At 44.4% G+C, this 24891-nt stretch carries 25 protein-coding genes; 7 read left to right on the top strand and 18 right to left on the bottom strand.

The window, feature by feature from the left end:
* The first annotated feature begins 200 nt into the window (after positions 1–200).
* Complete coding sequence (locus NST74_RS07850) at positions 201–1463, top strand: TraB/GumN family protein (protein WP_341111318.1); 1263 nt, start codon at positions 201–203, stop codon at positions 1461–1463.
* 192 nt (positions 1464–1655) lie between these two features.
* On the opposite strand, the gene NST74_RS07845 is transcribed toward NST74_RS07850, so the two are convergent.
* Entirely contained in the window at positions 1656–2942 is a 1287-nt protein-coding gene (locus tag NST74_RS07845) for a Gfo/Idh/MocA family protein (RefSeq protein WP_341111316.1), read from the bottom strand.
* Between the two features lie 146 nt (positions 2943–3088).
* Between NST74_RS07845 and NST74_RS07840 the strand changes: the two genes are divergently transcribed.
* Positions 3089–3916 (top strand): AraC family transcriptional regulator, encoded by an 828-nt coding sequence (locus NST74_RS07840; RefSeq protein ID WP_341111315.1) that lies wholly within the window; start codon positions 3089–3091, stop codon positions 3914–3916.
* Positions 3917–3919: 3 nt separating this feature from the next.
* Here NST74_RS07840 and NST74_RS07835 read toward each other — a convergent pair whose 3' ends face one another.
* Genes NST74_RS07835 through NST74_RS07820 form a run of 4 tightly spaced genes read right to left on the bottom strand, consistent with a single transcriptional unit; the run spans position 3920 to position 8272 of the window.
* Complete coding sequence (locus NST74_RS07835) at positions 3920–4348, bottom strand: RbsD/FucU family protein (RefSeq protein WP_341111313.1); 429 nt, start codon at positions 4346–4348, stop codon at positions 3920–3922.
* Positions 4349–4360: 12 nt separating this feature from the next.
* Positions 4361–5011 (bottom strand): class II aldolase/adducin family protein, encoded by a 651-nt coding sequence (locus NST74_RS07830; RefSeq protein WP_042125403.1) that lies wholly within the window; start codon positions 5009–5011, stop codon positions 4361–4363.
* Between the two features lie 18 nt (positions 5012–5029).
* Entirely contained in the window at positions 5030–6475 is a 1446-nt protein-coding gene (locus NST74_RS07825) for a rhamnulokinase (RefSeq protein ID WP_341111309.1), read from the bottom strand.
* Between the two features lie 30 nt (positions 6476–6505).
* Positions 6506–8272, bottom strand: coding sequence for an L-fucose isomerase (locus NST74_RS07820; RefSeq protein ID WP_042125401.1), 1767 nt, complete (start codon positions 8270–8272; stop codon positions 6506–6508).
* A 238-nt stretch (positions 8273–8510) separates the two neighbouring features.
* Here NST74_RS07820 and NST74_RS07815 point away from each other — a divergent pair, with 238 nt between their 5' ends.
* Positions 8511–9281 carry a DeoR/GlpR family DNA-binding transcription regulator gene (locus NST74_RS07815; RefSeq protein ID WP_341111305.1) on the top strand — a complete coding sequence of 257 codons (771 nt, stop codon included), beginning with the start codon at positions 8511–8513 and terminating at the stop codon, positions 9279–9281.
* Between the two features lie 43 nt (positions 9282–9324).
* On the opposite strand, the gene NST74_RS07810 is transcribed toward NST74_RS07815, so the two are convergent.
* Positions 9325–9987, bottom strand: coding sequence for an SGNH/GDSL hydrolase family protein (locus NST74_RS07810; RefSeq protein ID WP_341111302.1), 663 nt, complete (start codon positions 9985–9987; stop codon positions 9325–9327).
* Between the two features lie 109 nt (positions 9988–10096).
* Here NST74_RS07810 and NST74_RS07805 point away from each other — a divergent pair, with 109 nt between their 5' ends.
* Positions 10097–11071: an aldo/keto reductase family protein gene (locus NST74_RS07805; protein ID WP_341111300.1), complete on the top strand. Its 975-nt coding sequence runs from the start codon at positions 10097–10099 to the stop codon at positions 11069–11071.
* 59 nt (positions 11072–11130) lie between these two features.
* Here NST74_RS07805 and NST74_RS07800 read toward each other — a convergent pair whose 3' ends face one another.
* Entirely contained in the window at positions 11131–13806 is a 2676-nt protein-coding gene (locus NST74_RS07800; RefSeq protein WP_341111297.1) for a YhgE/Pip domain-containing protein, read from the bottom strand.
* Between the two features lie 234 nt (positions 13807–14040).
* On the opposite strand from NST74_RS07800, the gene NST74_RS07795 reads away from it, so the two are divergent.
* Positions 14041–14568, top strand: a complete 528-nt coding sequence (locus NST74_RS07795) for a hypothetical protein (RefSeq protein ID WP_076121033.1) — start codon at positions 14041–14043, stop codon at positions 14566–14568.
* Between the two features lie 79 nt (positions 14569–14647).
* Here NST74_RS07795 and NST74_RS07790 read toward each other — a convergent pair whose 3' ends face one another.
* Positions 14648–15613 carry a glycoside hydrolase family 43 protein gene (locus NST74_RS07790; RefSeq protein ID WP_341111293.1) on the bottom strand — a complete coding sequence of 322 codons (966 nt, stop codon included), beginning with the start codon at positions 15611–15613 and terminating at the stop codon, positions 14648–14650.
* A gap of 12 nt (positions 15614–15625) precedes the next feature.
* Positions 15626–16891: a glycoside hydrolase family 27 protein gene (locus NST74_RS07785; protein WP_445668180.1), complete on the bottom strand. Its 1266-nt coding sequence runs from the start codon at positions 16889–16891 to the stop codon at positions 15626–15628.
* Between the two features lie 414 nt (positions 16892–17305).
* Between NST74_RS07785 and NST74_RS07780 the strand changes: the two genes are divergently transcribed.
* Both NST74_RS07780 and NST74_RS07775 read left to right on the top strand, forming a co-directional pair.
* Positions 17306–18262, top strand: coding sequence for an ArsR/SmtB family transcription factor (locus tag NST74_RS07780; protein ID WP_042131966.1), 957 nt, complete (start codon positions 17306–17308; stop codon positions 18260–18262).
* Positions 18263–18392: 130 nt separating this feature from the next.
* Positions 18393–18551: a hypothetical protein gene (locus NST74_RS07775; protein ID WP_036675694.1), complete on the top strand. Its 159-nt coding sequence runs from the start codon at positions 18393–18395 to the stop codon at positions 18549–18551.
* 175 nt (positions 18552–18726) lie between these two features.
* Here the strand turns inward: NST74_RS07775 and NST74_RS07770 are convergent, their stop codons facing one another.
* The 9 genes from NST74_RS07770 to NST74_RS07730 are packed head-to-tail and all read right to left on the bottom strand — an operon-like array spanning position 18727 to position 24880.
* A complete protein-coding gene (locus tag NST74_RS07770; RefSeq protein WP_042125386.1) occupies positions 18727–19497 on the bottom strand; it encodes a class I SAM-dependent DNA methyltransferase in 771 nt (256 codons plus the stop codon).
* Positions 19498–19537: 40 nt separating this feature from the next.
* Entirely contained in the window at positions 19538–20458 is a 921-nt protein-coding gene (locus NST74_RS07765) for a CvfB family protein (RefSeq protein ID WP_076121874.1), read from the bottom strand.
* Positions 20455–20802, bottom strand: a complete 348-nt coding sequence (gene rsfS / locus NST74_RS07760) for a ribosome silencing factor (protein ID WP_042125383.1) — start codon at positions 20800–20802, stop codon at positions 20455–20457. Before rsfS ends, NST74_RS07765 begins: the two co-directional genes overlap by 4 nt.
* The gene (yqeK, locus tag NST74_RS07755; protein ID WP_042125381.1) at positions 20799–21377 is read right to left on the bottom strand and encodes a bis(5'-nucleosyl)-tetraphosphatase (symmetrical) YqeK; all 579 of its coding nucleotides are present in this window, start codon (positions 21375–21377) and stop codon (positions 20799–20801) included. The genes rsfS and yqeK overlap by 4 nt, the downstream gene beginning before the upstream one ends.
* Positions 21349–21951, bottom strand: coding sequence for a nicotinate-nucleotide adenylyltransferase (locus NST74_RS07750; RefSeq protein ID WP_042125379.1), 603 nt, complete (start codon positions 21949–21951; stop codon positions 21349–21351). The genes yqeK and NST74_RS07750 overlap by 29 nt, the downstream gene beginning before the upstream one ends.
* A 34-nt stretch (positions 21952–21985) precedes the next feature.
* Entirely contained in the window at positions 21986–22279 is a 294-nt protein-coding gene (yhbY, locus tag NST74_RS07745) for a ribosome assembly RNA-binding protein YhbY (protein WP_042125377.1), read from the bottom strand.
* Positions 22280–22336: 57 nt separating this feature from the next.
* Positions 22337–23212, bottom strand: a complete 876-nt coding sequence (aroE, locus tag NST74_RS07740) for a shikimate dehydrogenase (RefSeq protein WP_283936275.1) — start codon at positions 23210–23212, stop codon at positions 22337–22339.
* A 16-nt stretch (positions 23213–23228) separates the two neighbouring features.
* The gene (yqeH, locus tag NST74_RS07735) at positions 23229–24356 is read right to left on the bottom strand and encodes a ribosome biogenesis GTPase YqeH (RefSeq protein ID WP_339801708.1); all 1128 of its coding nucleotides are present in this window, start codon (positions 24354–24356) and stop codon (positions 23229–23231) included.
* A 2-nt stretch (positions 24357–24358) separates the two neighbouring features.
* On the bottom strand, positions 24359–24880 hold the full coding sequence (locus NST74_RS07730; RefSeq protein WP_341115849.1) for a YqeG family HAD IIIA-type phosphatase: 522 nt from the start codon (positions 24878–24880) through the stop codon (positions 24359–24361).
* Between the last annotated feature and the right edge of the window lie 11 nt (positions 24881–24891).

The raw sequence follows: 24891 nt of genomic DNA, 5'->3' as shown, positions 1-24891 counted from the left end.
TGCTCCCTTCAGGCTCTTCGTTTCTTACGTCTCATGATAAGGAGAGTGAACAGGATCTAATAGGGGTGATTTTTGCTTTGATGTGCATTATTTTGACTTTTGAACGAAGTAACAAAATATATAACTATTTATGGAAAAATACGTTAAAATCATGAGGTGAATTACAGCTTACATTATCTTAGAAACGGAGTGTCCTACTAATGAAAAAGCTAGGTGCATTATTTTTATCCATTTTCATGGTTATGTCTGTCATTACCACTGCCCATGCGGCTGAAAAACCTGTCGGCGTATGGATTGACGGAACCGAAGTAAAGTTAGGCAATGCTAACCCTGTTGTAGAAAAAGGAACTACCTTGGTTCCTATGCGTCCACTTCTAGAGAAGCTTAATGTAAATTTGAATTGGAATAAAAAGACGCAAACCGTAACGGGGACCAAAAATGGACTGGCCCTCTCACTGACTATCGGCAGCACCACAGCAACGGTGAACGGGGAGAAGAAAAAACTAGAGGTGGCTCCTAAAACCATCAATAATGTCACCTATGTACCTGTCCGCTTTATAGGAGAAACGATCGGCTATAAGGTAGAATGGAGTCCGGCGCAGCGCACCATCACCTTTGTAGCCAATAATCAGGCTGCAGGCAGCACCGGATTCTTATGGAAAGTGGAGAACAACGGTAACACTGTCTATCTGCTTGGTTCTATCCATGTGGCTAACGACAAAATGTACCCGCTTCGTCCGGAAATTGAAGCTGCCTTTGAGGCTTCTCAATATCTTGGGGTCGAAGTTGACTTAACCAAGGTTGATCAAACAGAGATTCAAAAGTTCCTTACGGAGAAAGGCTCCTATACAGATGGATCCAAGCTCAAAGATCACGTATCCGCTGATACCTATAACAAAGTTGTTGCGCTTCTGAAAGCGAATGGTCTTGCTGGAGATGCATTCGATTCCTATAAGCCATGGGTCGTTACTCAAGGCATTTCAAGCCTGCAAATGCAAACAACAGATTATACACCTGATACGGGAATCGACCTATATTTCACACAGAAAGCAGCCAAATTGAATAAACCGGTCATTGAATTGGAAAATATGCAATTGCAGCTGAACATGTTTGATCAATTCTCAGATGGATTACAAGAAAAGCTTCTCCTCGATACACTCGATAGCCTCAAGCAAACGGACAAGGCTGCAGCAACAGCTTCGCTGGATTCATTATCCAAAATGTGGAGGCAGGGGGATGAACAATCACTCGTAGCTATGACACAAGCGGTCGCTAAGGAGCCAGAATACTATAAGGGTCTCGTTTCAGATCGGAATGCCAACATGGTGAAGCATGTAAAAGAGTATTTGAATAGTGATAAAAAAGCGACTTACCTTGTCGTTGTTGGTGCACTACATATGCTAGGTGATGATGGCATTGTGACTCAATTGCAAAAAGACGGCTTTAACGTCGTCAAACAATAATTGCTAATAACAAATTAAATAAGGCTGTCTCTTAGTCATCACAATGACTTTGGAGGCAGCCTTTTATCTTTACTTTTTTAGCTTAATCTAAAAATAGTAGTAAATTGACGTGAAGACAAAGCGGAGGGGTGGAGGGATTCTGGAGAAACGCCAGTGTTCGCCTTTAAAGACCAATTTCAACTGCTAATCCTTCTACCATTTGATTAACTGATCCACCTTCACTGGAAGTCCGGTAGCTATCGAACGATTAGCCGCAATCCCGGTCATAATAGACAACGCCCCATCCACATGGGAAGCTGCTCGATTAAACCGATCCTCCACAGGTCGTTCAAAAATATCCCGCAGCATGACCGGATCTCCGCCGCCGTGTCCCCCAACACCTTCTTCAATCTCCACTTCATAGGGAGGCGCAAAATGTGGGAATACAGTGATCTGCTTGTCCTTTAGGGCCCCTTCATCCTCTTTGTTCCCTCCGGCATTTACATAAGACTGTTCAACTACTTTCACTTCCATCCGTCCCTTTGTTCCATTAAATACTACAGTGAAGCCTTCCCAAGGCAAGTAAGCATTAAGTGAATAGTTCATAATCGTCTTGTTTTTGTATTTGACCATGACTGCCATCGTATCCTCAATGCTGATATTATCACCGAATACACTTTGATCACGCAGGTACCCATCTTCATGCTCGGCATCCAAATACATCTGCTTCAGCTGTTCATTATCTTTAAGATGAAGGGCAAAGGGATCATTTTCGGCTGCTGCACTACCATGAGCACGCTGATAAAACTCGGTCACGCCGCGCTTCTCTGCGTTTTCTCTGCCATAAAACCTTAAATCCCCCATGGCATAGACCGTGTCCGGACGTGAGCCCAACCAGAAATTCATCAAATCGAAATGATGTGTTGATTTATGGACCAATAGACCTCCACTATTACGTTTATCCCGATGCCATCTGCGGAAGTAATCCGCTCCATGCTGTGTATTTAGCAGCCATTCAAAGTTAACAGAAAGTACTTCGCCAATGGCTCCATCCATGATCAATTCACGGATTTTGGTGTTGTGCGGGGCATAGCGGTAATTGAACGTAACGCGCAGCTTTTTCCCCGTTCGATCAATCGCCTCAAGAATCTCCTGGCATTTCTCTTCATCCACCGTCATCGGTTTCTCTGAGATAACATCACAGCCAAGCTCCATCGCCCGGATAATGTAACGATGATGTGTGCGGTCAATACTCGTAACGATAACCACATCCGGCTTAGTCTCTTCAATCATACGATCGAACTCATGAGCTTTATAAGTAGGAACCGCATGATACTGATATTTCCCTTCCAGTAATCGGTTCGCATAATCCATTCTTACCCCATTCACATCGCAAAAGCCTACGATTTCCGATGTTTCACGATAATTTGTAGTAATCTCACCATAAAAGAACTCCGCTCGGCCGCCGGTACCTACGAATACATATTTCTTCTTCGACACAAGTATCACTCCATCGCTATTGATTTAGATGCCGTTTCTTTCTATAGTTTATAGTATAAAATACATCGAAATCTAAGCGATTATTAGTAAATATGACGGAAACTTTGCATATATTAGCTTCATTATCTGAAAGGAGCAAATCTGCAATGGAACAGGAACTAGAGCCTCCATTTATCATTGAACAAATCAAAAGAGCCGGACCCTTCAACATGGATTCCGACCATTATCACGATACATATGAAATTTATTATTTACTCGCAGGTGAGCGCAGCTATTATATCAACAATCTAATTTATACCTTGCGCAAAGGTGATCTGATATTTATTAACAAGAATGAACTCCACCGCACCACTTCTAAGGGTTTAGCACGGCATGAGCGAATATTGATTAACTTTGAGGAGAGCTTTCTGCAAAAAACGTTGGCCAACTATGATCTGAGCTTTCCTTTTTTATCTACCCAAAGCTTGCTTCTGCGACCCGGAGTCCATGAACAAGGAGCCATCGAATATATCCTCTTCGCCATGCTAAAAGAACAAGAAGAACATCGATCACAGCAGATTCCTTATCTTCAGACACTGCTTATCCAGTTATTCATTGAAATGAACAGAGCACAAGAAATAAGCCGCGAGCCCATCGCTCATGAGAGCAGTGAGAAGCAGCTTAAAGTCTACGAAATGATCGATTATTTACAGGCACATTATGCTAAAAAGCTTACATTAGATCTGCTATCAGAAACCTTTTTCATCAGCAGCACCTATCTTTGCCGTTTATTCAAGCAGACCACTGGATTTACCATTGTTGAATATCTAAACTACATTCGGATCAAGGAAGCCCAACGACTCTTGCAGAGCACTAACACTAAAGTCACTACCATTGCTGAGAAGACAGGCTTTGACAGCATCGCCCACTTCGGGCGGGTGTTTAAGCACATCGCCAAGTGCTCACCCCTGCAATACCGCAAGCAGAACCGCTGATTATCAGGCTTTAATTACACCTTTTTTTATAATAATATTTCCATAAAGTGCTTCTTCACCTGTTACAACAATAGCGTAACTTTCCTTTGAACGATTATAAAAATCAAACCGCTCCTCATATTTAATCGTCGCTTCAGCGTCATGTTTGACGATAATCGATTCGTATGTCGACCAGATCACCGGCACCGTAGGGTCTCCCTCAACGACAGCCATAAACGCCACCTGATGTTCCACATAATGATCAAGTGGCAGCAGCTCCAATATTGCGTCCAGTAAAGCAGGTATCCCAATGCCATCATATCTTAATACTTTTGAGTGCAAGGAGTGCCCTGGATAATTCGCATCCGCGAGTACAAGCTCATCTCCATGACCCATTTCCATCATTACACGTACCAGTTCCGGAGATAGCAGCTTAGGAATTTTTTTTAACATCCAAGCACCTCATTACTTCCCATAAAAAGATCTCAACGCAACCAGCTCATCAATCCGATGCTGTGGCAGTTCTCTCTCCCCGCCAATCATACGGGTAATGAATGTAATTTTAGCCGTATATTCGAGTCTCTCCATGTTCAAATAGGCTTCCATAACATCTGTTCCCCAAGTGAGTGCGCCGTGATTTTCGAGCAGGACTGCTGTTTTTTTGCCAAGATAAGGCATCAGTGAGTCTGGAATTTCTTCTGTCGAAGGGGTACCATATTCCGCTAATGGGATATCCCCGATCATGATAACCGATTCCGGCATCATCATTTTATCGAGTGCCTCACCTTTAATGGCAAAAGCGGTGGCATACGGGGGATGTGCATGAACCACACCATTCATCTCAGGTAGCTCATTATAAATTCTCAAATGCATTTTGGTTTCTGTTGAAGGTCTGTACCCTTCTGCCGCTTCAAGCACTTCACCTTGCAGATTCACTTTTACAATCATATGAGGCTCTAAATATCCTTTGCTAACCGCTCTGGGAGTAGTAAGAATTTCATTCTCTGATAACCGTGCTGAAATATTTCCATCATTGGCGGCGATGAAATCTTTATTAAACAGATTTCTGCCGATATCACAAATCTGCAAACGTAATTTTTGTTCCAAAGTATCCATAAGTACTCTCCTCGTATCCTATTTTTTAGAGTTCTTTACCACAGAAGGCTGGTAGGTCTTAAAGGTAAAGGATTGTGCCACGAACTCTTTCCCCTCGGAAACATCCAATTTTCCCAGCGCAGCCAGTTGGACAATGATATTGCCAATTCCACTGGCCTCCACAGGCCCCGCAACGACTTCTCTACCCGTAGCATCGGCGGTGAGCTGGCATAATAGCTCATTTTGAATCCCACCGCCAACCATATGAATGATAGTGATTGTCTTGCCGGTGATCTCTTCCATTTCTTTAATCGTTCTACAGTATGATTGCGCAAGGCTCTCAAGGATAACGCGTATAATTTCAGCTTTCGTATTAGGGGGCTGTTGCCCCGTCCGCTCACAATATTCCTTAATCCGCTGTATCATCACACCAGGTGTACTGAAGAGCGGGTCATTCGGATCAATGATCGCTGGCGCCCCATTAATCGTTTTGGCTAGTTCAACCATTTCACTTTGACTAAGATTCTCTCCTGCTTTTGCCCAATTCCTTTGGAGCTCCTGCAAAATCCATAGTCCCGTTGTGTTTTTTAGCAAACGGTTAGAATTACCGAAGCAACGTTCATTTGTGAAACCATATTCATAGCTTTTCTCTGAAATGACCGGCTCAGGCGTCTCCATACCCACCAAGGACCACGTACCACAGCTTAAAAATGCTGCTTCATCCTTACGAGTATAAGGAATCGAAGCCACGGCTGAAGCCGTGTCATGTGAAGCGCCGGCGATCACTTTTATCGGTCCTACACTAAGCTCCTCTTGAATAACCGGTAGGATAGATCCAATAACCGTTCCCGCTTGGACTTGATGTGGAACTAGACTACTCGGAATTCCAAGCCTGCTCATTAATTCAGAGGAGGGTTCTCCAGAGACAGCATCCACTAAGCCGCTTGTGCTCCAGATGGTGCTCTCTGCTGCTTTAATACCAGAAAATAGATAATGAAATAGATCCGGCATCATCAAAATCGTATCCGCGGTCTCCATAAGAGAATCATTATCCTGAAAATCAGAGAACAGCTGATAGACTGTATTAATCACGCTTGGCTGAAGACCGGTCATACGGAATTGCTCTGCCGGTGAGAGTAGCGCTTCCAATTGGAGACGGTGAGCCTCCATCCTCCGATCCCTGTAATGATGTGGGGAATAGACCATCATTCCTCTTTTGTCGATAAAACCGTAGTCAACTCCCCATGTATCCACACTTAAAGACGTCAATTCTCCGTGTTGCCTAAAGGCTTTTTGCACGCCTTGCTTCATTTCGTGGAAAAGCCTCAGAGTATCCCAATATAAGTGCCCATTGATCTGTACCGGCGTATTCTCAAACCGATGAATTTCTTCCATTCGAAGCCTATCTCCACCATATATCCCTAGCATAACTCTTCCGGAACTGGCGCCGAGATCTATGGCTAGAAGCTTAATCGTATCAACCATTGTTCATCACACCTGCTTCACGGGAAGATTTTAGTAGAGGGGTCCAAAGTTCTGACATGCTCTATAATCTGCTCCCTCCAGATCTTCGGTACCAAATAGCGACCACACCCGAGGTCTAAAAATACGTGATTCCTCAACGTTATGCATACTGACGGGAATACGCAGAATAGACGCCAGTGTAATCAAATCCGCTCCAATATGCCCATAGCTGATCGCCCCATGATTTGCGCCCCAATTATTCATGACATCATACACCGATTGGAAAGAACCACTATTGGTTAACTTAGGCGCAAACCAGGTCGTTGGCCAGGTCGGGTCTGTTCTTTGATCCAAAGTATGGTGAACATCTTCAGGCAGCTCAACCGTGTGACCTTCTACAAGCTGAAGAACAGGTCCAAGCCCTTTAACCAAGTTCAGACGAGCCATAGTCACCGGCATCCCGCCTTTAGTTAAATAATCTGTAGAGAAGCCGCCCCCACGGAAATATTCTTGAGAAGCCGGGCGGAATTGGGTATGGCTCAAACAAGCTTCCACCTCATCCTCCGAAATTTCCCAAAAAGGTTTAATCGCAGGTTTACCATCGATCGTCTGCTCACCCGTCCCATCAAGAGCAGCCGAACCAGAGTTGATCAAATGCAGTATTCCGTGAGCTGCCTCACCTTCTAATTGGTGACCCGTTACACGCTTAACTGCATCTGGACTCCAAAAGGTTCGAACATCCGCAAAGATTTGTGCAGTATTCGTAAGCAAATAATTGAATAGCATCGTTACTCCGTTCAGGCTATCATTCTCTGTCGCTACGATATAAGGTGAACGTTTGCCATTCCAGTCAAAGGAGGAATTCAGAATTGTCTCCATGAAATCCCCGTTAGGAAAATGATCTGTCCATTGGCGCTGACCTTGGAACCCACCCACAATCGCATTATGGCCGTTGGCCTCTTCCTCAAAGCCCAGCTCAGCCAGAACAGGATTTCCGATCATCAGATCTCGGGCGATCAATGTCATTTTCACACAAGTCTCCCACTGCTTCTCTTTCTCATCATCACTTATTTGCAGATGCTGTGGATTATTATCGGCACCAACTTGGCAGTTTTCTTTGGTCCACGCGAGTGCTCGCTTATATTCCTCTTTATCATAAATTTCCTCTTCAAAACGGCGCACATATTCTGACATATCTATATATTCATTGCGCATCCCCAGATACTCTTGGAAGAACTGTTCATTCACAATCGATCCAGCAATCCCCATCGAAACAGAACCCATTGATAAATAGGATTTCCCTCTCATTTGAGCGACAGCCAACCCAGCTTTGGCGAACTGCAGCAATTTAGTCTGCACATCCGCTGGAATCTCCTCACTGCTAGACTCCTGAACATCCTCACCATAGATACCGAACGCCGGAATTCCTTTTTGTGCATAAGCAGAGAGAACAGCAGCTAGATAGACCGCGCCAGGGCGTTCCGTTCCGTTAAAGCCCCAAACCGCATGCGGGATCGAGGCGTCCATATCCATCGTTTCAGAACCATAACACCAGCAAGGAGTCACGGTAATCGATACGCCAACATTAGCCCCGGCAAATTTCTGAGCCGCCGCAGCAGCTTCTTTAACACCACCAATCGTAGAATCGGCAATGATGCACTCCACGGGGCGGCCATCCGGATAAAATAAGTTCTCTTCAATAAACTTAGCTACCCGCTGTGCCATACCCATGGTTTGAGCTTCTAGCGATTCACGGACCCCTCTTCTTCTGCCATCAATGGTCGGGCGGATGCCAATTTTCGGATAGTTTTCTATCACTGCTGTTCCTCCTCAAGATCATCTTAGTAACATCGGTAATGGACCTATTTCTCCTTCATCATAAAATATGGAAACGCTTTAGTCAACACAAAACAACATATTTATAGATAAATTATGTGGTTTTGTGTGGTATTAATATTATTATACTGTGGTATTATGTGAATATGAGGTTATTTCTTTGATTTATTGGGCAATGTAGTAAACTAGGAAGTAGATGATGATAGAGGTGAGTGAACGGATGAAAGCATTTGAACGGCGAGATTTAATCATTAATGAGCTGTATAGACAAAAGAAAGTCCATGTTGCTCAGCTGGCGCAAAAATTCAATGTCTCGGAAGAGACCATTCGGCGGGATCTGGATAAACTGGACAAGGAAGGACTTGCCAAGAAAAATTATGGCGGGGCGATCCTCAATGCCCACACGAATGAGGACCCTCCCTATGTGAGTAGACATCAGGTAAATATAGAGGCTAAACGTACGATAGCTGATCATGTTCTCCAATTAATTAATGATGGGGACAGCTTGGTGACGGATACGAGTTCAACCGTTTTTGAGGCCTTACGGAGAATTATAGAGGAGAAAAACAATCTTACGATTATTACGAACTCACTGGTTGTATTATCTGAATTTCAACACTCCGGGCAAAAGCTAATTTCCACTGGTGGAATACTAGGGCCCGAGACCAGCTCCTTCGTTGGACATACCGCCTCGCAGACTATTCAAAAATATAATGTGGACGTAGCTATATTCAGCTGTAAAGCGTTGTCTATGACTGGTGGGCTCAGCGATTCGAATGAAGAAGAAAGTGAATTGAAGATTCTTATGCAACAGCAGGCGAATAAAGTAATTCTGCTCGCAGATCACTCTAAGTTCGACAGGACTGCGTTCATTAAATTATTTAGTTTCGATAGAGTGGATTATATCGTTACAGACGAGAAGCCTTCTGAGGAATGGATCAAGTTTCTGAATAACTATCATATCTCTCTTATCTATGCACCCGCTGAGTAATCAGTAGGTGCATAAATTAAGATAAGGGGAAACCTTTATTTCACTAGTCGTTAAAAAGATCGCTTTTCCCTACGATCTTCAGCCACTCCCCGGCAATCAGATCATGCCCGGCCGCTGTCGGGTGAACGCCGTCCCACAGCCAGTAGGATGCATCTGTTCTACGGGCAGCTGCATCGAATGCTTCCTGCAAAGGAACAAACACCGCATTAAATTCTTCTGCAAGCTGCTTAACAACGCTCTGGTAATGCGTAATTTTAGCTTCCCATTCTTCCCATTGTTCTGCCGGAGCTCCGGTATTTAGAATAAAAGGCTCACACAAGACCAGCTTCGTTTGCGGAAGTACTTCCCCAGTTTCTTCTAGCACGTGACGGTACGCACGTTCAAAACGGTCCGTTACACCGCTTGGTTCCCCTTTCATTGTTCTCCAAAGATCATTAACACCAATCAAAATACTGATGATATTCGGCTGAAGGTAAATCGCATCCTCATTCCAGCGTGCATACAAATCGGAGATTCGATCCCCACTTATCCCACGGTTATAGAATACTAGATTCTGCTCAGCCCGTTCATTACCTAACTTGCCACCAATGATATATGCATAGCTATGTCCCAGAATATGATTGGGATCTTCATCCCGACCACGGTTCCCGTCAGTGATAGAATCACCCTGAAATAAAATCACTTTTTTAGAAGTTGGACTAGTCATTAATATGATTCATCTCCTTGATCTCTTCTTTTACATGAAACATTCAAGTTGAATGTTCCATAAGATACAAGTAAAGTTAACATATACAACTCAAGGAGGGAAGAGAAATATGAAATACAGAAGACTTGGCAATTCAGGACTAAAAATCAGTGAAATCGGCTTAGGCAGCTGGCTTACATATGGAACAGCAGCAGAGCAAAAGGCTGCAGACGCCTGCATCAGCACAGCTTTTGAATGCGGTATCAATTTCTTTGATACAGCTAATGCCTATAACCGTGGTGAAGGCGAAAAAGCAATGGGCGCTGCTCTTCGCGCCTATGAAAGATCATCTTATGTGCTTAGTACCAAGGTGTTCTTCCCCATGGGAGACGATGTAAATAATCGCGGTTTATCTCGCAAGCACATTATGGAGCAGTGTGAAGCTAGCCTTCGCCGCTTAGGAACCGACTATATTGATGTTTATTTTTGTCATCGCTTCGACAGAGAGACGCCTGTGGAGGAAACCTTGCGCGCGCTTGACGACCTAACTGCACAAGGAAAAATTCTGTATTCTGCAGTAAGCGAATGGAGCGCAGCCCAGATTTCTGATGCCGCTGGTATTTCACGCAGACTAAATCTGCATCCACTTATTTCTAATCAGCCCATCTACAACATGTTTGAGCGGTACATTGAAAATGAGGTGCTTGAGGTATCTCAGCGCGAGGGCCTTGGCCAAGTAGTCTTTTCTCCACTCGCTCAAGGAATTCTGACCGGTAAATACAAACCTGGTCAACAACCTCCAGAAGGAACCCGCGCAGCCGATGATTCGGTAAACGGGGTCATTCGCAGCTACTTCCGCGATGATGTACTCACTGTTGTCGGACAACTGGATGAACTAGCTAACAGCCTTGATTTGAAGCTGTCGCAACTAGCGTTAGCTTGGACCCTCCGACAACCTGGTGTAAGTTCTGCAATTATTGGAGCCAGTAAGCCAGCGCAGGTGGAAGAGAACGCCAAAGCGGTTGATGCCGTTTTATCCCTAGATACTTTGGAGAGAATTGAAGAGATTCTAAAGCCAGTAGCCGACTTCGCTCCAGCAAGATAATCCAAAAGGGGTTGTACCAAAAGCCATAGCAATTGGCTTAGGTACAACCTCTTTTTTTCTTAGGAGATCAATTTGGATTCTTCGGCTTTCTCAGCCGCCTTATCGATATAACGCTCCAGCGGCTTCTTGAGTGTTAGCGCCAGTAAGAGTGCTAGTACACCGAATAGGATCAAATAAAGACAATCGCGAATCGCCACTTCCGGCAGAATCCCCCCTACCGCTTCCCGCATTAGACTAATCGCATAAGTAAAAGGCATAAACGGATTCAACATCTGAAAGAAATGCCCTGTTGTACTGATTGGAAACGTACCGCCAGAGCTTGAGAATTGAAGTACCATAAATACGATCGCTATCCCCTTCCCTACATTGCCGAATACGGAGACCAGCGTAAATACAATCGTCACGAATACGATACTAATCAATACTGCAAAAAGGACAAACCACACCTTATCCACCACATAACATTTCAGAATAAAAATATTGCCAAGTACAGCCACCAGCGCTTGAAGAATCCCAACCGTAAGAAACGTCAGCAGTCGTCCAAAATACAATTGATATCGTTTGTACACAATCCCCTCCGTATCCACCCCCGTACGAAGAAGTGAGATAAGAAGTGTACCGCCCACCCATAAAGAAAGTACAACATAAAAAGGAGTCATAGCCGACCCATAGTTCGGAATAGGATATAACTTATTCTCTTTTAACACTACCGGATTGGCCAAAAAATCACTCTTGCTCTTAATATCCCCTCCGAGCAGCTCAGCAATTTCTCCCAGATCCACTTCATCTTTGATCTGACGAATGGTAGCTGCTGCTTTACGAATCGAATCTTCCAGGATTGGAAGATCATTTCGCACCAAGTCCGCTGCGACCGCCACCCCCTTATCCGCACGGGGGAGGCCTGTACGAATCAGATCAGAAATCTGATGCACGCGTTCCTCTACAGTCGGCAGATCCTGACGGACGAAATTTGCGGCTTGTTGTATCTTTTCCCCTGCGGCAGGCAAGCTGCTCTGAATAAGTGGAAGTGTATCGCGAATAAAAGCACCAAAGTTCTGTGTCTTATCTGCGACACCACTGGCTGCTGTATGTACCGCTTCACGAATCGCTGGTAAGTCCTGCTGTAGACTAGCCAAGCTCGATTGTCCGAATTCAATCGCCGACACGGTTTCTTCAAGTAGGGTACCCAGCGCAGATAGACGATCTGGAACCTGCTCCAGTGCTGTAGCTGTAGTCTCAGCAGCCGTAGTTAATTGCTCTAATGTATTTTTTATAGCAGGAATAGTTGCCGTTTCATATCTGGAAATAAGCTTAGCAACGGCTGCGTTCCCTTCATCAGATTTAAGGCCCAATTGCTCAACATTACTCGGATCAGGCTGACCATCCTTTTGAAGATCCGTTGCCAAGGAATTTACCAATGTAATCTGTCTGCTCAAGGCATTGTTTACATCCTTTAAAATGCTGATCTCCGCATTAGGCACTGTTCCTGGGGAGAATGTATTCAGTGCCGATAACAAAGAAAGCGTATGATCAATTACGCTACTTCCCGATGCTAAGTGAGCGGATACTAACTCAAGTTGCTCGCTCACCGCTTGCGGGTCTATATCCTTCCCCTGCAACTGTTCAACAAGTTGAACTACTGTATTCTCTGTTTTTTGCAGGAGGTATATATTTTGTTTGAGGGCGGCAGGTACTGCTTCAAATGCAGCATTACTCTTCTCTAAAAATTGCTGAAGCTCCAGAACAAAATCATTTCCAGCGGCTGCAATCTTGTCGGCCTTAGGTAACGCAGTTAGGGCAGTATTAACAATCTTGTTGGCTCCAGCAAGACCTTCAGCCGCCTTATCCATGATTTGTTCAACTTCGCCAAAATGATTATCGAGTTGAACGATTAGCTGTGCGGCTTGTTCAATATTGGGCAGCTTATCCTGCAGTGCGTCTAAATGATCTGCAGCATCGGCAATTTGCGGCCAATGTTCAGCTATTTTTTCTAAAGCTAGGCCCGCCTTCTCTACCTCAGGCAGTTTGTTCTCCAGTTTAGAGATACGCTCTGCTGATGCATGAATTTGTGGCCAATTCTCCTCAATTTTCAATACACTTTGGCCTGCCGTTTCAATCTCAGGAAGACTTGCCTCTAGTTTAAACAAACCTTTTTCTACCTTGCGTATAATAGGCAGTTCCGATTGGAACTTTGCATCAATTTCCTTTAAAGCAGTAAATACCGTTTCGCTAATCGTTTCCGTAAAATTCTCACTGATTTGCGTAGTGATTGAAGAGGCGCCTTTATCCGTGATTTTTGGAGCAATCGCATTTATCTTCTCATTGACGGTGTATTCAATTTCTGGCTTCACGATCCTGCCTTCAAGGATTCCCGTCATTCGCTTTGAGAAATCAGCAGGGATAACAATACTGGCATAATAATCTCCACGTTTCACGCCGTTATGCGCAGCTTCTGCATCTACGAAGGTCCAGCCTAAGTTTTTATTATTCCGAAGACTGTCCATCACGTCATTGCCGATATTGAAGCTCTTATCCTTCACAGTGGTTCCTTCATCCAGACTGGTTACAGCAATCTTAATGCCAGAGGTGTTACTGTAGGGATCCCATACTGCTGCAACATTAAACCAATCATATACAGAAGGTAATACTACCAAAGCAGCGATCAGGAACACGGCCACAGGAACCTTAAATACGTTGCGCCAGTCGTTCCTATAAATCCGCCATATTCCACCCATTCGTTGCTCCCCCTCATCTGTATGTTTTGACATTTTAATATGCCCGAGGAGACAAACATTTACTATCATTTTAGTGGATTCATGACCGCAATTGCTTTTCAGAAATATTTTTAAAAAAATGCAACAAAACCTGCTCCTCAAACGTAATAGAAGTAGATAGCCCGTTTAGGAAAAAACGTAGCGGGTAATAAGATATATACAACCTTTTTACATATCTCAAGGGGGAGATTTCTAATGTTTAAGAAAAAGTCAGCGTATGTGTTACCGGTTGTTGTTCTATTGTTTCTTTCCCTAATTACTACTGCTAGTACCGTTGGAACACGAGTGGATGCGCAAGATAGTGGCAAGACTCAGCAACAGACGGTATATATCCATACTATTCAATCCGAAAATGGCAAGCTTTCCATTACAGCCGATGAAATAAACTGGTATCAGGGTGCTGATGCTGACCGAGTCTTTGCTGAAAGAGACCCAGAAGGTGCAGCAGAAATTGGCGGAGCTCCAGACGGCTACTATGTTGTTAATGATGTTGATACACTGACAACCTATCCGATAGCGGATAACGCAACAGTTACCATGCAGATCTATGATCACACTGGCAATATTGACGACCTAGACATTCAATGGAACGAAGCCATTACATTACAGCAATTTATCGATCAATTTAATAACACGGAAATCTTAGATTTAAGCCAGTTCCCTTATCACCTTACGATTCAGGACGGCGTAATCACATCCATCGTGCAACAATATATACCTTAAACAGCATCTCATAAAAAGAGGGTTTACCTAGCGGCCATTTACGTGGCTTCTAGGTAACCCTCTTTTTTATAATAACGGATTATTTATTTGCGGCATCCTTAACAGGAACTCCAAAATTCGGTGTGCCATCTTCATTCCAATGGAAAACTTGTGCACGAGTATGACGGTTTGTATCATATAGAGGATCGCCAGTAATATCTTTATAATTGCGGCAGTGGTAAATAAGCACGTCTTCCCCATTTTCATTGACCGTAAAGCTATTATGACCTGGACCGAATTGTCCATTTTCTTCATTCGTTTGGAAGACAGGATTCGGTAGTTTAGTCCATGAAGCTGCATCAAGAAGATCGCTGTCTTCATCCGCTACCAATAATCCCATACAGTAGTTGAAGTCGGTAGCACTCGCCGAGAAGCTGATAAAGATACGTCCGTTGCGTTTCAATACTGCTGCCCCTTCGTTTACTTTGTACCCAATAATTTCCCAGTCGTGCTCAGGAGTCGCAATCATAGTCTGAGGACCTGTTAGTGTCCACGGATTGCTCATTTCAGAAATATACAGATTAGAATTCCCCTCAATATTCAGGTCCTTCTGAGCCCATACATAGTACAGTTTTCCTTTATGCTGAAACGTAGTTGCGTCCAGCGCGAACGATTCCCAAGCGGTCTTCACTTGGCCTTTTTCTTCCCAATTTCCTTCTAAAGGATTTGCAGATGCATTCTCGAGCGCAAACATCCGGTGATCGAACAAACCATCCGTCGTCTCCGTCGTGCGGGCTGCGGCAAAGTAAATGTACCACTTTCCGTCAATGTAATGAATTTCCGGCGCCCAAATGTTAGCACTAAGCGGACCCGTCTCATACTTGCGCCATACTACAACTGGTTCTGCTGTAGTCAATCCTTCGATCGTTGTCGATCTTCTAACTTCGATCCGGTCATATTCTGGAACAGAAGCGGTGAAGTAGTAATAACCATCCGTATGTTTATATACCCATGGATCAGCACGTTGCTCCACCAATGGGTTGTTGTAATCTCTACTCGTATCCATACTCTCTCTCCTCTAGATAAGCTTTAGCAATACTGATCCATGCGGTGGAAGAACCTGCGTAATCCCTTCATTAATAACCCCCAGGTCGCGGCTTTGCCACAGATCACGGATCGTTTTTGGAATTGAAACATTAAGCTGTTGGAACGATACCTGAAGCGTTGATTCTTCATCACTGAGATTAAACAATGCTACATAATGGTTTCCTTGTTCATCCTCAGAAGTCCAGATCGCATACTTCTCATTCAGATCTACCTGTCTGCTACCCTTACCAAAACGATGCAGATGAAGTACTTCCTTATTGGTTAATAAAGATAATGTCCACTCATCATTGTCTCTAAGCTCTCCCCCGAACATTAAAGGGGAACGGAAAATCGTCCAGAGCGTCATCATGGTAACCTGTTCCTCAGGAGTAAACCGTGTAAACCGGTCTCCCCCGCCATCAACGGAACGAATCCCAAGATGACCTAGCGGCAGCATATCACAATCCGGCCAATGGCCTGGCTGAACGTAGGGAGCCCATTTCTTGCACCGCTCGAACATTCCACGCAGCAAATGCCAATGATCCCAATAATCGTCGGTCATTCTCCACAGGTTAGCATGTTCAGCTAAGTGTTCAGCCTCTTCTACCGGAGCAGGTCCAGGGGAAAGACTAAGCACCATCTCGCGACCGCAGCGGTCGATAGCCTTACGGATCATAGCAACTTCGTCTTTGTGATACCCATAAATACGTGAAGCAGCAATATCATCCACTTTCACATAATCTACACCCCAACTTGCATACAGCTGGAACAGAGAATCATAGTAAGCCTGACTACCTTCTTTAGAAGCATCTACTCCATACATATCTGTATTCCAAGGACAAATAGAATTGGGATGAGCGATATCACGTGCAGTTTGCTTAGATCCTAGTATGGCACTGGCCGAATGAACAGCCTGACGTGGGATTCCGCGCATAATATGTATGCCAAATTTCAACCCTAGACCATGTACAAATTCAGCCAATGGAGCAAAACCTTTACCACCCTTTGCGGAAGGAAAACGATTCTCTGCCGGTTGAAGTCTGGAATACTCATCCATGACCAGCGGTACAAAATTGCGATATTGTGAGGAGTTCGCTCCAGGCTCATACCACTGAATATCCACAACTACATATTCCCAGCCAAAATCCTTCAAATGAGTGGCCATATATTCGGCGTTGCCTCTTACCTCTTCTTCATTAACACTAGCTCCGTAACAATCCCAACTATTCCAGCCCATCGGTGGCGTTGCAGCTAACATAATGATTTTCACGTCCTTTTCTAAGTCTCACTCCTAGCTCCTACTCTTATCTCTAATCACAGACAATAACAGCATCGGCCATTTTGCCTTCTTAAGGATTAATAAGTATTCAATTTCAGTTTAAAAATAGCATAGACAAAAAGACTTGTAAATATATTTTATTAAACCTTTTTATATTATTATAAAATTAATGACAAAACTAACGAAATCTCCGTTAAAAATCAACCTAATTCGTGAATTTAGTTTATAATTACTTAAATTTAACTGCATTAAATGCAAAAACAGGAAATAAAACACCCGTATTTTTGTTATTCTACAAAATAAGGAAGGATGCTTTATTTATATGCTATATTAGTTTATAATTTCATAAAACAGTATTCATTTATGATCCATTTGGAAGAAGGTATTGATAAAATGATCTATATTAAAGATTTAATGAGTGGTCTTGAAATTTTCAAAGCGCTAAGCTCTGAAATCAGAATCCTCATCCTCGAACTTTTAGCTACCAATCAAGCACTAAACCTGAATGAAATAGCCAAAAAGCTGAACCTTAGCAATGGCGCAATTACGATGCATATTAAAAAGTTAGAAGAAAGCGGTCTCATTGAAATAAACACATCCGTAGGCAAGCATGGTATTCAGAAGGTCTGCTATTTGAATAAAGATAAGCTTATTGTTGATCTTCGCAGCAAGGATGTTGATAATCTCTATGAAGTAGAAATCCAAGTAGGACATTACAGCAACTATCAGGCCGTTCCGACCTGCGGACTCGCTACCAAAGACAGTATTATCGGCGACTTCGACGAACCCCGTTATTTCGCAGATCCTCAGCGGATTGAATCCGAGATCATTTGGATGGCAGAGGGCTTTCTCGAATATAGAATTCCGAACTATCTTAAAGCTAATCAAACGTTCCGCGAAATCCAATTCTCGATGGAGATCGGCTCTGAAGCCCCTGGATCTAACGATAACTATCCCTCCGACCTTTATTTCTACTTAAATGGAATAGAAATCGGATACTGGACTAGTCCGGGAGATTTCGGAGACACCCGAGGAACATTTAATCCAGACTGGTGGCCGCCACATTTAAATCAATACGGTATGCTCAAGCTGATCCGTATTAATAATGAAGGTAGCTTCATTGACGGCTGCCGAATTTCAGACGTAACTCTGGATGACATTCAGTTGGATTATAAGAGCGAGCTTACTTTCCGGATAGCTGTAACGGACAAGCCTGTAAACAAACGCGGGCTCACCATTTACGGTAAACACTTCGGCAACTACAGCCAGGACTTACTCGCGCGTGTCCTATATGATGTACATGAAGTAGAAATTGGTGCTTCTCGTACTGCCGTTACCTTATCAGAGTAAAATTATTGCTAAACAAAAAGACCTTAGAACCAGCAATAATTGGTCTAAGGTCTTCTTAAGCTTTGTATATTTTTTTGAGTTTGATCCATAATAACCTTGTCTCCCAAACCACCGAGAAGGAGTGTTTCGAATGCGTGAAGGTCTAATTCCCGCTGTTCTTGGAACCGTCGTAACCGCTTCTAGCGCCGCTTTTCTTGGAAGCAAGTATAAGATGGCAGCAACAGGCGTACTTGGATTTGGTCTGGCTCATGTCGTATTGGGTGCCATTGATCTGTTTGAGCATCGGTAAGGATTGGAAGATGCCGGGTGGCATAAACACTGCCCGGTTTTTTTGATGTTCACATATTGGCGAGAACATTCAATGGAGCATACGGACGAACCACACCGAACCCATAAAAAGAAGGGCCCTCCCATCAGCTATTTTCATAGCTTTTGGGACAGCCCTTCTTAGTATTTCTGAATATTCATTTTATAGCAATATAAAATAAACGTTCCGCATCATCATCCGCCTCTATCCACTCGAAATCGGCGTAAGTCTTCACTTCACTAAATCCAGCCTTAAGCAGCTCATCCTTCATCCACTGAGGATCGTAGGCACGCTGAATATGTGTTTCTTCGAAACGGCGATATACATCACTCCGTCCCTCTTCCCGCGCGAAAATGGACAGATGATGTTCTATCTCACGGCGTGGAACATCCATTTCACAAGTCCAAATATAAGACACCGACGGTTCGTCCAGAACAAAGGGCTGCTCTTCTTCATAACGGATTAGTGTGTTTGGATGATGAACATCGAACAGAAAGGTACCGCCTTGCTTCAGTCCTGCAAAGGTACTAGCAAAGACAGCTCTGATATCGTCTTCTTCCAGCACATAATTCAGACAGTCACAGAAAGAAATCACAGAATCCACAGGCTCTGGAAGCTCCCATTCCTTCATGTTTTGTCTAATCCATCGAACACTACCTTCGCGCAAAAAGCGCCGTCCATGGGGATGCTCCTCCATTTTGCGCTGTGCCACTGAGAGCATATCTGAAGATAGATCGATTCCGGTCATATGATACCCTGATCCTGCCAAAGGAATGGTGATACTCCCTGTGCCGCAGCCAAGCTCAGCCACGGTTACAGGCTTACCGTATTTGCTCCATGCGGTTTCAGCAAAGGAGATCCAGTCAGGATACGGCATATCTGCCATGAGCTCATCGTATACATAAGCAAATTTCCCATAGGAAGACACTAGTACACCGCTTTCTATTACATCATTTAATATGATTCTGTTATTCAGAGGTTTCTTTATTTCCCTCGGTTGAACCTTCCTCTTCCTTAGGAGCAAGATACGTCCAATTCTCTTTTTGGGTAATATGGCCTTCCTTCATCAGCTTTCCAAGCGCACGCTTAAACGCTGATTTGCTAATTCCGAAACGCTGCTTGATAATGTCGGGTGGTGTTGCATCCGAATAAGGCATCGCTCCACCCGGACGGGCATGTAAGAACTCCAAAATCTTGGCAGAGTCTACATCCATGCCTACCTCTTTACGGAGACCCATAGAAAGGTTAACACGACCATCTTCGCGAATATGGGAGACACGTGCTTCGAACTGTTCTCCAAGACGCAGTAGACGACTCCGTTCAGAGGAATGGACCATTCCGATAATACCAAAGCCTAAAACCCCAGCATCTACAAGAACAAAAGTCCCCATCTGCAGCGGTTTGTACACCCGGGCTGTTACAGTCTGTCCCATCCAGGATTCAGGTGCAGGAAGTGCTAGCGGAGCTAGTTCCTGCTCTCCGGCTAATTTAGCACGAAGACGCCCCTGTTTATCATGTTCCATAATCGCATACACATAGTCACCGATCTGAGGGCGCAGCTCTGGAAGCTCTGGAAGCTCACGAATGGGCAGCAGAAGCTGCCGTCCAAGGCCCATTTCCAAGAAGCAACCTAGACGCGGATGAATATCAGCTACTTCCAATAAAGCCATCTCACCCAACGTTAGAAACGGTTTCTTCATCGTTGCCGCAAGACGATCCTCGGTATCAAAGAAGATAAAGACTTCAACTTTATCGCCTGTCTTAACCTTCTCGGTAAGCTCTGTATAATGCAGCATAACATCCTGATCTCCTGCATTCAGGAAAAATCCGTATGGGGAAACTTCTCTTACTACATTAAGTGTAACTGTAGTTCCTGCAATCAGGCTCATACAGTCTCCACTACCTTCGCATCCGACCACAGACGCTCGATATTGTAATATTCACGTTCATCGCGGTGGAAAATATGAACGATAACATCCCCAAGATCCATCAGCACCCAGCGTGCTGAATCCATTCCTTCAATCCCCTTGATTACGCCGCCTGCTTCATGGACCACTTTGCGGACTTCGGTAGCAATGGACTGTACTTGGATATCCGAATTACCATGACACACGATGAAGTAATCACTAATCGGTGAAACAGTACGCAGATCTAATGCCACTACGTTCATTGCTTTTTTATCTTCCACAGCCTTAAGGGCCAGTTCTAACAGCTTGCTTGGTTGTACACTCATATTTTATCCTCCAATATTCTAACTAAATCATTACGTGCCAGTACCGTTAACGGAAAGATTACTCGGCGTTTTTCCAGTAACAAACTAATCGTAGAATCAAATCCCGCAACTAGTCCTTCTTCCAAACTTACTTTTGCCAGCTTACGTATCTTATCAACCCCTGGAAAATCGCGGCCAGGCTCGATATAGTCGGCGAGACAGACAATTTTCTCAAGTAAACTCATGTCTTCACGACCTGAGGTGTGAAAACGGATCGCATTCAGAATATCTGGATCTGTGATCCCATAATCATGCTCTGCTACAAAGGCACCTACTTCCGAATGCCACAACTGCTTGTCATGATTCAGAAGATTCAAGTTCAGATGATTCTGCTCGATAATCTCCTTCATTCTCTCCACAGGCCAATACTTGGCCACATCATGCAGAATTGCCGCTGTCTCCGCACGCTCAGGATCAGCGCCATATTGCTCCGCTAGTTGAATGGATGACTCCATGACGCCCAGTGTATGCTTCCAGCGTTTAGCAGGCATTTGTGTTGAAACCGCCTCAATTAGAGCTTCGCGACTGTATGCCATACAATCCACTCCTTTGAACAAAATCGAACACTGCCTCAGGTACCATATAACGAATGGATTTGCCCGCTGCAGCCCGTTCTCTTAACATCGTTGACGAAATATCAACCAGAGGCATATCTGCTAACAGCACTTTTTCTGCGATATATGTTGGCAATGCTTCTAGATCAAGAGGTGTTCCCGGACGACCTACGCCGATAAATGTAAGCCGCTGCACAAGCTCTTCAATCTCGTTCCATTTCGGTAAATACTGGACCATATCCGCTCCAATGATGAAATAAAGATCGAAATGCGGATACGCCTCTTGCAGCCGTCTTATGGTCTCGTACGTGTAGGAAACGCCACCTCTGACAACTTCCCAGTCTAATGTGCGAAAAGCTTCATGATTCTTTATCGCTTCCTGCACCATTGCCAGCCGATCAGCTCCAGATACTCCTGCCTCATGTTTATGAGGCGGAATATGAGAAGGCATAAACCATACTTCTTGAAGTCCATAAGTTTCTCTAGCTGCTTCCGCTGCCATCATATGACCGATATGAAGAGGATCAAAGGTACCTCCCATAATTCCAACTTTCAAGAGGACGACCTCCTCGGTAGTATGCTTTCAGGTATTAGCGTGGCAGCTCAATGGTTTTGTTATCACGTGATTCCTTGTACAGTACAATGGTCTTGCCGATCACTTGTACAAGCTCAGAACCCGATTGTTCGGCAAGTAGCGCGCCGATTTCCTTGGGATTCTCAATATTATTGCTCAGTATACTAATCTTCATTAGCTCACGCTTCTCAATAGCTTCTTCAATGTGACGTACGAGGTGATCGTTTACTCCACCCTTACCCACTTGAAAAATAGGATCGAGATGATGAGCCAATGAACGAAGATACCGTGTTTGTTTACCAGTTAACATAAATGAATAACTCCTTAATTAACATATATTATTACCCTAAATTGATGAATCCATTTCTTACTCTTTTCCACCCAGACAATGGAGTATAGTCTGTCGCATGATTTCCGTAGGAGCTGGTTGCCCTGTCCAATACTCCAATGCATAAGCTCCCTGATAGACAAACATCCCGAGGCCTCCATGAATCGTACAGCCCCGTTCAAGTCCTTCTAACAATAGCCGAGTATGCAACGGATTATAAATCAGATCACTTACGACCATGCCTGCACGAAGCAGTCCAGGGTCTATCGGTGTCTCATCCATATGAGGATACATTCCTACGGAGGTAGTATTGATCAGTACATCAACACCATCCAGCATTTCCGCCACTTCGTCCATGCTAATCCCGATGACATTCCCTTTGCCTTGGCAATCTGCAGCCAAGTCCCGTGCCTTATCAGCACTCCGATTAGCGATAAGGATAGAAGAAGGCTTCTCCTGAAGCAGCGCAGCAACAATTCCTCTTGCTGCTCCACCGGCTCCAATCACCATAATCTTCGTATCTGACAAATCAGAAATGGCTTCCGCTTTAAGCGAACGTACATAACCGATTCCATCCGTATTATATCCAGTGAGTATCCCGTTATTATTAACAATCGTATTGACTGCACCAACGGCTACCGCACTTTCATCTAATAGATCCATATGAGCCATCACCGCAACCTTATGCGGAATCGTCACATTTACCCCACGGAACCCAAGCGTGCGAATTGCCTGCACCGCATTCTCCAGATTCTCCGGAAGGATATGAAGCGGCACGTAAGCACCCGGAATTCCCAGTGCTTTCAGCGCTGCTTCATGCATAATAGGAGATTTTGATTGTATAATAGGATCTCCCATTACACCCAGCAGGATATTCCCGGTATTGTAGTCCTCGGTTGCAGTTATCAAAGACACTGTAATAGCCTCCCCGTTAGATCATCGAAGGGCGGGTAAGCACCTTCACGCCACGCGGAACGTGGATAGCCACGACTGCGCCTTCTGTCCCGTTGACCTTAATCCATCCCAAACCTGAAATATAGAGATCGCTCCGACTGCCTTTATTAATTCGGAACTCATGCCGTTGCCATGGTGGCAGTTTGTCCATCCGATCACTTCCTGGAGGGGACAACATTTCACCTCGATGGTCCGCATAAAGAGAATCTGCACGTTCCAGCTTCGTACGATGGATTTTTAGAGTACCGCTAATAAAGCAAGTGAACGATTGATGTGGACCTTGCACGAAATCAAAACGTCCCAGTCCGCCAAAGAATAGCGTCTGTCCTTCATTCAACTGATAGACAGCAGGCTTCAACGGATTGGCAGGCATAACTGCATCCAAATCCTGACGTTCAACTAGTTCACTATAACGCCATGGATATACAATCCCTGGCGTATCTATAATATAGTGGCCATCATCCAGTGGAATTTTAACCGTATCGAGTGTTGTGCCAGGGTAACGCGAGGTGGTTAACTCCTGCTCCAAATCACTATAGTCCGAAATCAAACGGTTGATAAGCGTGGATTTCCCTACATTCGTAGCACCCACTACATAAACATCACGTTGACCGCGCAGTTCTGTTACAGCTTCCAGCAAACGGTCGAAGCCTTGGTTACGTTTCGCACTACAAAGTACGATTTCAGCTGTCCGCAATCCTTCTTCTTTACAGCGTTGCTGCATCCAGTTACGCAGTTTATTCCAATTCGTAACCTTAGGTAGCAGATCACATTTATTCACTGCAAGAATAACTGGGTTATTGCCGACAAACCGCTGAAGGCCGGAAATCAAGCTGCCTTCAAAATCGAAAATGTCAACAATATGAATAACAAGTGCATTCTTCTCCCCTACCCCACTCAGCAAGCGAAGAAATTCATCCTGGTTCACAGAAACAGATGAAGCCTCGTTATAATTCTTAATCCGGAAACAACGTTGGCAAATCACAGGGTCCCGATCTAGTGCGACTTCCGGAAGGTATCCTGGTTGATCCTTATGCTCCGTCTGAAGCTTAATCCCACAACCGCTGCACTTCTCAGGACGCTGTGTTTCACTTTGTTCGTTCATTACTATTTATCCTCCTCGTGCCACAATCCTTTTTTACGAAGCCGTGTCAGAGCAACTCGCTCTACCCGGCGATTAAATCTTGTGCCGAACCCTTCATCCTTAACGGAGATTGGCAGCACCAATACGGTATAGAGGCCAAGCCGATTGCCGCCGTATACATCTGTAAGCATTTGGTCTCCCACCACAATCGTTTCCTCCGGTGGCAACTCCATCTGCTTCATCGCTTTGAGAAAAGGAGCATTACTCGGTTTACGAGCCTGATGCACAAATTCAATATTAAGCGGTGTAGCAAAGCGTGACACCCGATCCATGTTGTTATTGGATACGATGATGAGCTTAAAGCCCACTTCCTTCACCTTCTCAAACCATAACAACAGCTCCGGAGTAGCCACAGGCGCTTTGGCACCGACCAGTGTGTTATCCAGATCCGTAATGATTCCACGGTATCCCTGTCGATACAGCTCTTCTAGAGAAATATCGAATACCGTCTTCACCCGGAGTTTGGGAACTAACATTTCAAACAATACGTTCACCT

Source organism: Paenibacillus sp. FSL F4-0125 (assembly GCF_038008565.1).
GTDB lineage: Bacteria > Bacillota > Bacilli > Paenibacillales > Paenibacillaceae > Paenibacillus_AQ.
The sequence above is the reverse complement of the archived record's forward strand: the minus strand, read 5'-3'. Positions and strand labels throughout refer to the sequence as shown.

Excerpts from the sequence above, each read along its gene's own strand:
- NST74_RS07825 (WP_341111309.1), bottom strand. The coding sequence starts at position 6,475 with ATGGTTGATACGATTAAGCTTCTAGCCATAGATCTCGGCGCCAGTTCC.
- NST74_RS07780 (WP_042131966.1), top strand. The coding sequence starts at position 17,306 with ATGATCTATATTAAAGATTTAATGAGTGGTCTTGAAATTTTCAAAGCG.
- NST74_RS07785 (WP_445668180.1), bottom strand. The coding sequence starts at position 16,891 with ATGTTAGCTGCAACGCCACCGATGGGCTGGAATAGTTGGGATTGTTAC.
- NST74_RS07790 (WP_341111293.1), bottom strand. The coding sequence starts at position 15,613 with ATGGATACGAGTAGAGATTACAACAACCCATTGGTGGAGCAACGTGCT.
- NST74_RS07805 (WP_341111300.1), top strand. The coding sequence starts at position 10,097 with ATGAAATACAGAAGACTTGGCAATTCAGGACTAAAAATCAGTGAAATC.
- NST74_RS07850 (WP_341111318.1), top strand. The coding sequence starts at position 201 with ATGAAAAAGCTAGGTGCATTATTTTTATCCATTTTCATGGTTATGTCT.
- NST74_RS07810 (WP_341111302.1), bottom strand. The coding sequence starts at position 9,987 with ATGACTAGTCCAACTTCTAAAAAAGTGATTTTATTTCAGGGTGATTCT.
- NST74_RS07775 (WP_036675694.1), top strand. The coding sequence starts at position 18,393 with ATGCGTGAAGGTCTAATTCCCGCTGTTCTTGGAACCGTCGTAACCGCT.
- yqeH (WP_339801708.1), bottom strand. The coding sequence starts at position 24,356 with ATGAACGAACAAAGTGAAACACAGCGTCCTGAGAAGTGCAGCGGTTGT.
- NST74_RS07800 (WP_341111297.1), bottom strand. The coding sequence starts at position 13,806 with ATGGGTGGAATATGGCGGATTTATAGGAACGACTGGCGCAACGTATTT.
- yhbY (WP_042125377.1), bottom strand. The coding sequence starts at position 22,279 with ATGTTAACTGGTAAACAAACACGGTATCTTCGTTCATTGGCTCATCAT.
- NST74_RS07840 (WP_341111315.1), top strand. The coding sequence starts at position 3,089 with ATGGAACAGGAACTAGAGCCTCCATTTATCATTGAACAAATCAAAAGA.
- NST74_RS07815 (WP_341111305.1), top strand. The coding sequence starts at position 8,511 with ATGAAAGCATTTGAACGGCGAGATTTAATCATTAATGAGCTGTATAGA.
- rsfS (WP_042125383.1), bottom strand. The coding sequence starts at position 20,802 with ATGAGTGTACAACCAAGCAAGCTGTTAGAACTGGCCCTTAAGGCTGTG.
- NST74_RS07835 (WP_341111313.1), bottom strand. The coding sequence starts at position 4,348 with ATGTTAAAAAAAATTCCTAAGCTGCTATCTCCGGAACTGGTACGTGTA.
- yqeK (WP_042125381.1), bottom strand. The coding sequence starts at position 21,377 with ATGGCATACAGTCGCGAAGCTCTAATTGAGGCGGTTTCAACACAAATG.
- NST74_RS07795 (WP_076121033.1), top strand. The coding sequence starts at position 14,041 with ATGTTTAAGAAAAAGTCAGCGTATGTGTTACCGGTTGTTGTTCTATTG.
- NST74_RS07765 (WP_076121874.1), bottom strand. The coding sequence starts at position 20,458 with ATGAGCCTGATTGCAGGAACTACAGTTACACTTAATGTAGTAAGAGAA.
- NST74_RS07830 (WP_042125403.1), bottom strand. The coding sequence starts at position 5,011 with ATGGATACTTTGGAACAAAAATTACGTTTGCAGATTTGTGATATCGGC.